This is a genomic window from Pseudomonas sp. GM30, assembly GCF_000282275.2.
Taxonomy (GTDB): domain Bacteria; phylum Pseudomonadota; class Gammaproteobacteria; order Pseudomonadales; family Pseudomonadaceae; genus Aquipseudomonas.
Window position 1 is genome coordinate 32,570 of the sequence record NZ_AKJP02000008.1, and the last position, 12,750, is coordinate 45,319.

The following is a 12,750-nucleotide window of genomic DNA, read 5'->3' on the forward strand; positions in this document are numbered from 1 at the left end:
TGTCGTGGCGGATTCTGCTGGAGGATCTGCAAAACGCTTATCAGCAATTGCTTAACGATCAGCCGTTGAGTCTGCCGTCCCGAACCAGTGCCTTCAAGGACTGGGGTGAGCACTTGCAACGTTACGCCAACAGCCCGGCGTTGCAGGCAGAACTGGATTATTGGCAGGCCTGCCTGAGCGATGTGAGTACCGATCTGCCGTGCAAACGCGTTGACGCCAGCCAGGACAATCGTCTGGCCCAGACCGTACAAACCCGGCTCGGCACCGAGCTGACGCGGCAATTGCTGCAAGAGGCTCCGGCGGCGTACCGCACCCAGGTCAACGATCTGTTGCTGACGGCATTGGCGCGGGTCATTGGTCGTTGGAACGGGCAGGCGTCGACGCTGATCCAGCTCGAAGGCCATGGTCGCGAAGAACTGTTCGACGGTGTCGATCTGACCCGCACGGTGGGCTGGTTCACCAGCCTGTTCCCGGTGCGCCTGACGCCGGTAGAGACGCTTGGCGAGTCGATCAAGCAGATCAAGGAACAACTGCGCTCGATCCCCGACAAGGGCATCGGTTTCGGCGCCTTGCGTTACCTCGGTGATGCCCGCGCGCAGCAGAGCCTGCAGGCCTTGCCGAGCCCGCGCATCACCTTCAACTACCTCGGGCAGTTCGACGGCAGTTTCGCCGGCGACGAGGCGGCGCTGTTCGTGCCGTCGCCGGACAACGCCGGCCTCGATCAGAGTCCGGAGGCGCCGCTGGGCAACTGGTTGACCCTCAACGGTCAGGTGTATGGCGGCGAGCTGCGGGTGGGCTGGACGTTCAGTAGTGAGCGCTTCGACAGCGCGGTGATTGAAGCCCTGGCCGCAGATTACGCCGCAGAACTCGCAGCGTTGATCGGCCATTGCCTGACCCCGGGCGTCGAAGGCCTGACCCCGTCGGACTTCCCGCTGGCCGGCCTGACGCAGGCGCAGCTCGACCAGTTCCCGCTGGCGCCACGGCAGGTCGCCGATGTGTATCCGCTGTCGGCGATGCAGCAGGGCATGTTGTTCCACAGCCTCTACGAGCAGGCCACCGGCGATTACATCAACCAGGTCCGGCTCGATGTCGAAGGCCTCGATCCGCAACGCTTCCAGCAGGCCTGGCAAGCGGCGGTGGACAACCACGACATCCTGCGCAGCAGCTTTGTCTGGCAGGGTGAACTGGTGCGACCGGTGCAGGTGGTGCACAAGCAACTGGACATGCCGTTCCGCGTGCTCGACTGGCGTGATCGCGACGATTGCCAGAACGACCTGAATGCACTGGCCGCCGCCGAACAGGCGCAAGGTTTCGACCTGAGCCAGGGGCCGCTGTTGCGCATGCTCGTGGTGCGTCTGGACGAGCAGCGTTGCCACTTGATCTACACCAACCACCACATCCTGATGGACGGCTGGAGCAACTCGCAGTTGCTCGGCGAAGTCCTGCAGCGCTACAGCGGGGTTGCCCAGCCGCCACTGGCCGGACGTTATCGCGATTACATCGAATGGCTGCAGCGCCAGGACGTGCAGGCCAGCGAGCGTTACTGGACCGCGCAACTGGCTGACCTGCAAGCGCCGACCTTGCTCGCGCAAGCGTTGCAGGCGCAGCGCGGCGATGCACCGCGCGATGGCCATGGTGAACATTTCTGCGTGCTCGACGCTGAGCAGACGCGGCGTCTGGGTGAGTTCGCGCGCCAGCAGAAAGTCACCCTCAACACGCTGATTCAGGCGGCTTGGCTGCTGCTGTTGCAGCGCCTGACCGGCCAGCCGTGCGTGGCGTTCGGCGCGACGGTAGCGGGGCGTCCGGCCGAGCTCAAAGGGGTCGAGCAGCAGATCGGCCTGTTCATCAACACCTTGCCGGTCATCGCCAGCCCGCAGTCGCCATCGAGCGTTGGCGAATGGTTGCAGAGCGTGCAGGCGCAGAACCTGGCCTTGCGCGAGCATGAGCACACCCCGCTGTTCGATATTCAGCGCTGGGCGGCACGCAATGGTGAGGCGCTGTTCGACAACATTCTGGTGTTCGAGAACTACCCGGTGTCCGAGGCCCTGGCGCAGGGCGCACCACAAGAACTGCGCTTCGGTGAAATCCACAATCATGAACAGACCAACTACCCGCTGACGCTGTTGGTGCACTTGAGCGACGAGTTGTCGATGCACTTCAGCTACCAGTGCGAAAGCTTTGCCGCGCACAGCGTGGTGCAACTGGCCGGGTATCTGCAGCGTTTGCTCGGGCAGATGAGCGAGTCGGGGGAGCGTTCGCTCAGTGAACTGAACCTGATCGAGCACAGCCCGCAAGTGAGCAGCGATTTCGCCACCGAGCAGTGCATCCATCAAGCCATCGCCCGTCAGGTGGCGGCGACCCCGGATGCCTTGGCGGTGACCTTCGCCCATACGCAACTGACCTACGCTGAACTGGATGCGCAGGCCAATCGTCTGGCGCACAAACTGATCGAGCTGGGTGTTGGCCCCGAAGTGCGCGTGGGCGTGGCCGTGCCACGTTCCGAGCAGTTGCTGATTGCCTTGCTTGCGGTGCTCAAGGCTGGTGGCGCCTATGTGCCGCTGGACCCGGATTACCCGGCCGATCGCGTGGCCTACATGCTGGAAGACAGCCGCGCGCGGGTGTTGCTGACTGAGCAGGCCGTTGCCGCGACCCTGAGCGTGCCGGGCGATACCCAAGTGCTGCTTCTGGATCAGCTGTCGCTGGGCGGCTATTCGGCTGTTGCGCCACAGACTGCGGTGCAGCCGGACAACCTCGCCTACGTGATCTACACCTCCGGCTCCACCGGCAAACCGAAAGGCGTAGCAATTGCCCATCGCAACGTCATGGCGCTGATCGACTGGTCGGCCAAGGTCTACCGCCGCGACGACATCCAAGGCGTGCTCGCCTCGACGTCGGTGTGCTTCGACCTGTCGGTGTGGGAGCTGTTCGTCACCTTGGCCAACGGTGGTTCGCTGATCATCGCCCGTAATGCGCTGGAACTGCCGCAACTGCCGGCGCGCGATCAGGTGCGCCTGATCAACACTGTGCCGTCGGCCATTGCCGCGCTGCACCGCGCGGGGCAGATTCCGCCGAGCGTGCGCATCATCAATCTGGCGGGTGAACCGCTGAAGCAAGCCTTGGTGGATGCGCTGTATCAGCAGTCAACCGTCGAGCACGTCTACGACCTGTATGGCCCGTCGGAAGACACCACTTACTCGACCTGGACCCGCCGCAGTGCCGGTGGTCAGGCGCGGATCGGGCGCGCGCTTGAGCACAGCGCCAGCCATTTGCTGGATGCCGATCTGCACGCAGTGCCGCAGGGTGTTTCGGCCGAGCTGTACCTGTCCGGCGCCGGCATCACGCGCGGTTATCTGGGGCGTGCGGCGATGACCGCCGAGCGCTTCGTGCCGAATCCTTTCGTCGGTAACGGCGAGCGCATGTACCGCACCGGCGACCTGATTCGTCAGCGCGAGGAGGGCGAGCTGGAGTACATGGGCCGGATCGACCATCAGGTGAAAATTCGCGGCTTGCGTATCGAGCTGGGCGAAATCGAGACGCGTCTGCTGGCGCATGCCGCCGTGCGTGAAGCGGTGGTCGTGGCCAGCGAAGTGTCGGGCAGTCAGCAGCTGATTGCCTATCTGGTGCCGAGTGATCCGGCGATCATCGACGCCAGCGCCGAACAACAGGCCGAACTGCAGCAAACCCTCGGCAACTGGCTGAGCGCAACCCTGCCGGATTACATGGTGCCGAGCCATCGCCTGTGGCTGGCGCAGCTGCCGCTGACTCCCAACGGCAAGATCGATCGCAAGCGCCTGCCAGCACTGGAGCTGAGTGCCGCGCAGTTGCATGTCGAACCGGTGAATGCCACCGAGCAGGCGTTGGTGGAGATCTGGAAAGAGGTTCTGGGCCTTGAGCAGGTCAGCACTAATGACAGTTTCTTTGCCTTGGGCGGCGATTCGATCATCTCGATTCAGGTGGTCAGTCGCGCCCGTCAGCAAGGGTTGGAGTTGAGCCCGAAAGACCTGTTCCAGCAACCGACCATTCAACAATTGGCCCTGTGCGTGCAGGCTGCCGAAGGGCGTGTGGCGCCGGAGCCGGCGCTGATCGACCTGCCGCTGCACGGCTTGAGCGAGGCGCAAGTGGCGCAACTGCCATTGCCGGCCGGGCAACTGGACGGGCTCTATCGCTTGTCGCCGATGCAGCAGGGCATGCTGTTCCTCGGCCTGAATTCGCCGGAGTCGGACCTGTACGTCAACCAGTTGAGCGTTCCGGTGCAGGGCCTTGAGCCGCTGCGCCTGCAAGCCGCGTGGGAAACCGTCAGCCGTCGCCACGACATTCTGCGCACCGGTTTCCTTTGGCAGGACATGGCCGAGCCGCTGCAATTCGTGCTCGCCGATCCGCAGTTGCCGTTCAGTCTGCTCGACTGGCGTGAGCAGGATCATTCGGCCGAAGCCTTGCAAGGCCTGGCGGATGCCGAGCGGGCCAAGGGCTTCGACCTTGACCAGCCACCGCTGCAACGGCTGACGCTGGTGCAAGTCAGCGAGCACAGCTATCAACTGATCTGGACTTACCATCACATTCTGATCGACGGCTGGAGCAGTTCGCAGTTGATCGGTGAGGTGCTGAGCCAGTATTCCGGACGACCACTGGCCGACGCGGTGCCGTATCGCGGTTACATCAACTGGCTGCAGCAGCAGGACGCGAATGCCAGCGAAGGTTTCTGGCGTCAGCACCTGAGCTTGCTCGACGAACCGACCTATCTGGCGGACGCGGTGACGCGCACCGGCAGCGGTCGCGGTCACCAGGCGCTGTACAGCCGTCTGGGCGCAACCCGCACCGAACAGTTGAAAGCCTTTGCCCAGGCGCAGCAGGTCACCCTCAACACCTTGGTGCAGGGCGCGTGGCTGGTGCTGCTCAGCCGGTACAGCGGCCAGCGCTGCGTGGCGTTCGGCGCCACCGTGGCGGGGCGTCCGGCGAGCCTGCCGGCCTCGGAATCGATCCTCGGTCTGTTCATCAACACCTTGCCGGTGATTAAGGACGTGCCGGCCGAGCAGGCCGTGGGCGCCTGGTTGCGCGAGTTGCAGGACTTCAACCTGGAGATGCGCGAGCGCGAATACACGCCGCTGACCGACGTCCAGCGTTGGGGCGGGCGTGCCGGGCAGTCGCTGTTCGACAGCATCATCGTGTTCGAAAACCACCCGATCGATCAGGCGCTGCGCGAGTGGCGCGATGATTCGCTGAAGTTTGGCGAGATCAATAACTCGGGCCTGACCAACTTCCCGATGGACCTGATGGTCACGCTCGAAGACGGGTTGGTGATCGAGTACATGTTCTTGCGCGAGCACTTCGATCTGGCGACCGTGGAAGGCATCCGCAGCAACATGGAAGGCCTGCTCACGGCATTGGTTCAGGACGCCGGGCAGGCGCTGGGACGCATCGGTCTGCCGACCGGGCAAGTCGCGCCCGTGCCGGACGTTGTCGCGCAAGCGCAGACCACGCTGGTGCACCAGCGCATTGCCGGTTGGGCCGCACAGCGTGCCGAACAAACCGCAGTGATCTTCAATGAGCAAGCCTTCAGCTACGGCCAGATCGACGCGCGGGCCAATCGTCTGGCGCATGCGCTGATCGCCGAAGGTGTCGGTCCGGACGTGCGGGTCGGTGTGGCCCTGCCACGCAGCGAAAACATGATCGTCGCGCTGTTGGCGGTGCTCAAGGCCGGTGGTGCCTATGTGCCGCTGGACGCGACCTATCCGCGCGAACGCTTGAGTTATCTGATGCACGATTCGGGCATCGCCTTGCTGCTCAGCGACTCGAGTCTGCGTCAGGTACTGCCGACCCAGGCCAACCTGCAGGTGCTGGAACTCGATCAGCTGGACCTGCGCACTCAGCCGCAGTCGGCACCGCAAGTGGCGGTACAGCCGGGCAATCTGGCTTACGTGATCTACACCTCCGGTTCCACCGGTCAGCCGAAAGGTGTCGGCGTGGCGCACGGGCCACTGGCGATGCACTGCCAGGCGATCGGTCAGCGTTACGAAATGAGCGCGGCCGATTGCGAGTTGCACTTCATGTCGTTCGCCTTCGACGGCGCGCATGAGCGCTGGCTGACCACCCTGACGCACGGCGCGCGTTTGCTGATTCGCGACGACAGCCTGTGGACGGCCGAACAAACCTACGACGCCCTGCATCAGCATGGCGTGACCGTGGCCGCGTTCCCGCCGGTGTATCTGCAACAACTGGCTGAACACGCTGAGCAGCACGGCAATCCGCCGCCGGTACGAATCTACTGCTTCGGCGGGGATGCGGTGCCGGTGGCGAGTTTCGAACTGGCCAAACGCGCACTGCAACCGCAGTACATCATCAACGGCTATGGCCCGACTGAAACGGTGGTCACGCCGCTGATCTGGAAGGCCGCGATCGACGATCAATGCGGCGCGGCCTATGCGCCGATCGGCACTGTGGTCGGCGAGCGCAGCGGTTATGTGCTCGACAGCGATCTCAATCCGCTGCCGGCCGGCATTGCCGGTGAGTTGTACCTGGGTGGCGCGTTGGCGCGCGGTTATCTGGGGCGTGCCGGTGGCACCGCCGAACGTTTCGTTGCCAACCCGTTCAGTGCCGACGGCAGTCGCCTGTACCGCACCGGCGACCTGGTGCGCCAGCGTGCCGATGGCACCGTCGACTACCTCGGGCGGATCGACCATCAGGTGAAAATCCGTGGCTTCCGCATCGAGCTGGGCGAAATCGAAGCGCGCCTCAAGCAGCAGCCGGGCGTGCGTGACGCTGCCGTAGTGGCCCGCGAGGGCGTTAGCGGCAAACAGCTGCTTGGCTATGTACTGGCCACTGCCGAGACTCCAGCCGACGGCTTGGGCGAACGTTTGCGCGAGCAACTCAAGGCGAGCCTGCCGGATTACATGGTGCCGGCACACCTGATGGTGCTTGAGCGCATGCCGCTGACGCCGAACGGCAAGCTCGACCGCAAGGCCCTGCCGAATCCGGATGCCGAACAGCGTCTGGCCTACGTCGAGCCGCGCACCGAGCTGGAGAAGGCCCTGGCGAAGATCTGGCAGGAGGTACTGAAAGTCGAACGGGTCGGGCTCACCGACAACTTCTTCGAACTGGGTGGCGATTCGATCCTCAGCCTGCAAGTGGTGGCCCGCAGTCGTGTGCTCAAGGCTCAGGGCCTGAGCCTGAAACTGCGCGACCTGATGCAGAAACCGAGCATCGGCGAACTGGTGGCGAGCGTTCAGGGCACGGCAGAAAAAGTCTCCGGATTGCTGGCGATGAACGCCGAGGTCAAAGGCGTGGCGCCGTTGTTCTGCCTCCACGCCGGCTTCGGCACGGTGTTCGACTACGAGCCGCTGGCGCGGCGCTTGAGTGGTCAACGCCAGCTGTTGGCGATTCAGTCGCGGATGCTGCTGGATCCGACGTTCAACGACACCTCGCTGCAGGAAATGGCCAGTGATTACCTGGCGCAGATTCGCCAGAAACAGCCGCAGGGGCCGTATCACCTGCTCGGCTGGTCACTGGGCGGTACGCTGGCGATGTTGATTGCCGCGCAACTGGAGCAGGCCGGGCAACAGGTCAAGTTTGTCGGGCTGGTCGACAGCTTCGTGCCGTCGGCGGCGGTCGACGCCGGGGCTGTCGATAACTGGCAAGCCGACCTGCGCGATTTCTTGCAGGTGACGCTGCCGGACGCCGCTTCGGACTTGTCTATCGACGGTGAGGAAACGCCACACAACCTGCGCGCGCTGTTCCAGCGTGCCATGAGCGCCGAGCGCGGGGCGTCGACCTATGTGGCGCTGGGTGCCGAAGAACTGGCGCAGGTGTTCAGCGTGGCGCGCCGGCTCAAGCAGTTGTCGCTCAAGCTTGAGCGCTGTGCGCCGCTGACCGTCAACCCGACGTGCTGGTGGACCTTGGGTCGCGAAGCCGAGGCACTGGAGCTGGCGGCGCAACTCGGCCAGCCGGGCATGGGCGGTGAATGGCTGGATTGCGGGCACTTCCAGATCCCGCGCGATGAAACTTTCCTGTCCGAGGCTGAAGAAATGCTCGGCCAGATCGTTGAATCAGTAGTCATGTCCTGAAACCTGCTGTGAAACCCAAGCAAAACCGATCGGGCGCTGCTGGCGCCCGATCGCTTTGGAGATTTGAATGTCATTGAATCCTGATATCGCCGCATTTCTGCAACTGGTCGGCAACGGCCGGGCCAGTGGCAAACGCGTCGGCATGCATGAGCTGACCCCGAGCGAGGCCCGTGAACAATTCGATCAGTCATCGTTGCTGATGGACGCCGGCGGTGAAGAACTGGCCGTAGTGGATGAGCTGCAATTGCCGGTGCGTGACGGTGCACTGTTGAACGCACGGATCTACAGCAATCATCCGTTGCAGGTGGGTGCCGGTCGTCCGGCACTGTTGTATTTCCATGGCGGCGGCTATGTGGTCGGCAGCCTCGACTCGCATGATTCGCTGTGCCGCGCGTTGGCCGCGCTGGCGGATTGTGTGGTGCTGTCGGTGGCGTATCGACTGGCGCCGGAACATCGCTTCCCGACAGCGGCCGATGATGCCCGTGATGCCTGGGAGTGGCTGGTGGCGAGTGCGGGCGATCTGGGCATCGATGCGGCGCGGCTGGCGATTGCCGGTGACAGCGTCGGTGGCAGCCTGGCCACGGTGCTGGCTGCGCAACTGACGGATGCCGCTGTGCAGCCGCGTTTGCAGGTGCTGATTTATCCGGTCACCGATGCCAGTCGCAGTACGCCTTCGATCGAGCGGTTTGCCGAAGGCTATCTGCTGGAGAAGGCTTCGCTGCAGTGGTTCTACGCGCACTATCAGCGTGATGCCAGCGATCGTCTTGATCCGTGTTTCTCGCCGTTGCTCGGCGAAGTTCCGGCCGATGTCGCGCCGGTGTTGATGGTGTTGGCCGAGTGTGATCCGTTGCACGATGAGGGGGTGGCGTATGCCCGGCATTTGCAGGCGGCGGGGGTTGCTGTGGATTTGCAGGTTTACGCTGGCATGACCCATGACTTTATGCGGATGGGGGCGATTGTTGATGAGGCTGAAGAGGCGCTGGGGTTGATTGCTGCGCGGTTGGTAGAGGTGTTTGCTTTGGCTTGACGGGGTGGTTGGGTGGTTGGGTGGGGTGAATATCCGTTGCTGCGGTAACGGCGGCTTAGGGTTCCGCCCTTACGGCGGGTCACTTTTTCCAGACGCCGAAAAAGTAACCAAAAAGGCTTTACCCTGACGTTCGGCCCTCGCCTGGGCTCGGGTTCCTTCGCTGCGGGATTCATCCGGGGGGCAGCGCCTACGGTTTGCTTCGCTGCACCTCCTCTCGCTGTGTTTGGCTGCGCCAAACGGTCGCTGCGCTCCCACCCCCGGATAAATCCCTCCACTCAGCCTGCCGACGGGCCCTGAGATCAAAAGCTTTACTCGAGCTAACGCTCATTGTGTTGAGTGGGGCGGCTTCGCCGCATGGGGTGCACGCTCTCTAAATTGTAGGAGCCAGCCTGCTGGCGATGGCGGCCTGACAGCCGACCAAACTCCAACTGAATACACCCGATCCCACTGTGGGAGCTGGCTTGCCAGCGATGGCGGCCTGACAGCCGACCGATCTCTAACTGATGACACCCGATCTCACTGTGGGAGCGAGCTTGCTCGCGAAGGCGGCCTGACAGCCGACCGATCTCTAACTGATGACACCCGATCTCACTGTGGGAGCTAGCTTGCTCGCGAAGGCGGCCTGACAGCCGACCAAACTCCAACTGAAATCACCCAATCCCCTGTAGGAGCTGCCGAAGGCTGCGATCTTTTGATCTGCTTTGGCTTTGGCTTTGGCTTTGGCTTTGGCTTTGGCTTTGGCTTTGGCTTTGGCTTTGGCTTTGGCTCTGGCTTTGGCTCTAGCTTTTGATCTTCAGCCCCTTCGGCAGGCCGAGCGTAGGTGTCCATCCGGGGGGGAGGCGCGCAGCGCCATGCGGCGGAGCCGCATACATCGAGAGGAGGTGCAGCGAAGCAAACCGTAGGCGATGCCCCCGGATGGACACCGTAGCGAGGGAACACTGAGCCTAAGCGAAGTGCCGTACGCCGGGGGAAGCCTTTTTGGTTACTTTTTCGGCGTTTGGAAAAAGTGACCCGCCGTAAGGGCGGAACCATAGGAGGCCGTTACCGCAGCAACGGATATCCCCCCAAAACCCCAAGAGCCTGGTCGGCCCCAAGGCCGCCAAGCCCCAATCAGCAAAAAAAAACGCCAGCAAATGCCGGCGTTTCAGTGAGCGCTAAACGTATTACCAGTTGTAGGTCACGTCAGCAGTCATGGTCCGGCCTTCGCCGTAATAGCAGTCGAGGGTGCCGTTGCACGCAGCAACGTACTTCTCGTCAGTGAGGTTTTGCAGGTTGGCTTGCAGTTTCACACCTTTGACATGCAGCGGCGATTTCTCCAGGTCGTAGGAGACCATGGCGTCATACACGGTGTAGGACGGAATCTGGAACGAGTCCGACTCGTAATCCGAACCGTAGCTGCTGCGCACGTAACGGGCGCCCAGGCCCATGCCGAAGCCGGCGAGGGCGGTGGAGATGTCGAAGTCGTAGTTGACCCACGCGGAAGCGGTCAGCGGTGGACGCATGGCCAGGGTGCGACCTTCACGACCGTCGTTGTCTTTTTCCCACTTGGTCTGGTTACGCGATACCGCCGCCAGCACGCGCAGGTTGCGGGTGACGTTGACCTTGCCTTCCAGCTCGATACCGCGCGAACGCACGGAGCCGCTCTGGGTGCTGAAGCCCGGGTTGGCGAGGTCGCTGGTCAGCATGTTGTCCTGATCGATCTGGTACGCCGACAGCTGGATGAAGCCATCGATGGCCTTCGGCTCGTACTTGACGCCGACTTCGTACTGCTTGCCGGTGGTCGGTTCGAAGGCGCCGCCGCTCATGTCGGTACCGGTTTGCGGCAGGAACGATTCGGCGTAGCTGACGTACGGCGTGATGCCGTTGTCGAACTCGTAGCCGAGGCCGGCACGACCGGTGAACTTCTCGTCTTTCTGGTTGCTGTGGCCGCCGCTCAGCGGTTGCTTGTTATCGGTTTCGGCGAAGTCATACCGACCGCCGAGGGTCAGGAACCACTGGTTCCAGCGCAGTTGATCCTGAGCGTACAGGCCGGTCTGGGTGATGGTGTTGTCCCATTTGTACGGCTGACGGAAATTGATCTGGCTGCCATACACCGGGTTGTACAGATCCAGACCCGGAGCGGTGCGGTCGTACAGGCCGAGGAATTTTGAATTGTAGTGGTAGTAGTCCACACCCAGCAGCACGGTGTGCTCGACGTCGGCGGTGTGGAACTTGGCCTGGGCGATGTTATCGATGCCGTAGACCTTGTTGTGCTGCGACCAGTCCACCGCATAACGGCTCTGGTAGCTGCCGTCGTTGAGGCCGGTAACCGGGTTGGTCGGGAACGAATAACCGTGCAGCGGCGCCACGTACTGGTCGTTGACGTCGGCGTAACGCGCGTTCTGTTTCAGGGTCCAGACGTCGTTGAGTTCGTGGGCGATCTCGTAACCGACCACGAACTGCTCGCGGTGGTACTTGTTCACGTCCGGCTCGCCGAGGAACAGGCTGCGGCTGATGCGCCCGGCCTGGCTGCGATGCACCGTGCCGTTGGCCGGCAGGCCCTGGGCTTCCGGTACGTCGTGGTCTTTCTGGTACTGACCGAACACGGTGATGGTGGTCTGGTCGTTGGGCAGCCAGGTCAGGCTTGGCGCCAGCAGCATGCGGTTCTGGCTGGCGTAGTCGATGGCCGAGCCGCTGTCGTTGACCACACCGGTCAGCCGGTAGAGGAATTCGCCCTGATCATCGATCGGGCCGCCGAGGTCGAAGGCACCGTACTTGCGGTCATAGCTGCCGCCACCGAGCTTCACTTCGTGCAGCGGGGTCGCGGTCGGACGCTTGCTGACCATGTTGACGATACCGCCAGGCTGGTTCTGGCCGTACAGCACCGAGGCTGGGCCTTTGAGCACTTCGACGCGCTCCAGGGTGTACGGGTCGATCTGCAGCGAACCGCCGGTGCTGCCGCCGCCGTAAGGCATGTGCAGGCCGTCGAGGTACAGCGGAGTAGGGGAGAAGCCACGGGAGGTCGGTTCGTCGAAGATCTTCACCCGGTCCGAGAAACCGCCGCCGGTCATGCCGGGGGTGTATTGCAGGGCTTCGGTGACGGTCTTCGAGCCGCGCATCTTGATTTCGTCTTGAGTGACGACGTTGATGGTCTGCGGGATTTCCTTGAGCGACGAATCGGTCTTCGAACCGGTGGCGCTGCGCTTGGCGACGATCCCGTCTACCGGGCCCCAGGCCGATTCGGCGGTGGCGGAAATGCTGGTCGGGGCCAGATCGAGGCTGGCACCGCCGGTGCTGCGCGAACGCAAGGCGACGTTGTTGCCTTCGACGCTGTAGGCGATGTTGGTGCCTTGCAGCAGTTGCGCGATGGCGGCGGTCGGTTCCAGGTTGCCACTGACCGCGCTGCTGCGCAGGCCACTGACCTCATCCGGGCTGTACAGCACTTGGAGGTTGGTCTGGCGACCGAATTCCTGCAAGGCGCTCCCCAGCGACTGTGCAGGAATATTGATCGCCACGGCGGCGGCCTGGGCCTGGCCGATCATCGGCAAAGTCAGGGCCATGGCGCAGAACGCGGGCAAGGTGCAACGGAAGGAGCGGCGGATCAGCAGAGCCTTGGCGAGCGGGTGGAGTCCGTGCGGTGCGGGCATTGTTCTTCTACTCTTCAAAGTGTTGACTGAGAACTATTTC

The 12,750-nt window shown here is 63.1% G+C and carries 3 protein-coding genes (1 of these 3 running past the window's edge); 2 read left to right on the top strand and 1 reads right to left on the bottom strand.

The genetic code is table 11. The features are described from left to right. Both PMI25_RS06240 and PMI25_RS06245 read left to right on the top strand, forming a co-directional pair. Window positions 1-8,057: the 3' portion of a non-ribosomal peptide synthase/polyketide synthase gene (locus PMI25_RS06240; protein ID WP_024164435.1), read on the top strand. 6,940 nt of this gene lie to the left of the window's left edge; 8,057 of the gene's 14,997 nt are visible here — the last part of the coding sequence; the start codon falls outside the window, past its left edge; its stop codon occupies window positions 8,055-8,057. Window positions 8,058-8,124: 67 nt separating this feature from the next. Beyond that, complete coding sequence (locus tag PMI25_RS06245; RefSeq protein ID WP_007967510.1) at window positions 8,125-9,084, top strand: alpha/beta hydrolase; 960 nt, start codon at window positions 8,125-8,127, stop codon at window positions 9,082-9,084. 1,163 nt (window positions 9,085-10,247) lie between these two features. Here PMI25_RS06245 and PMI25_RS06255 read toward each other — a convergent pair. Further along, a complete protein-coding gene (locus PMI25_RS06255; RefSeq protein WP_007968744.1) occupies window positions 10,248-12,710 on the bottom strand; it encodes a TonB-dependent siderophore receptor in 2,463 nt (820 codons plus the stop codon). Window positions 12,711-12,750: the final 40 nt, after the last annotated feature.

Coding starts and splice junctions, on each gene's coding strand:
- PMI25_RS06255 (WP_007968744.1), bottom strand. CDS start 12,710: ATGCCCGCACCGCACGGACTCCACCCGCTCGCCAAGGCTCTGCTGATC.
- PMI25_RS06245 (WP_007967510.1), top strand. CDS start 8,125: ATGTCATTGAATCCTGATATCGCCGCATTTCTGCAACTGGTCGGCAAC.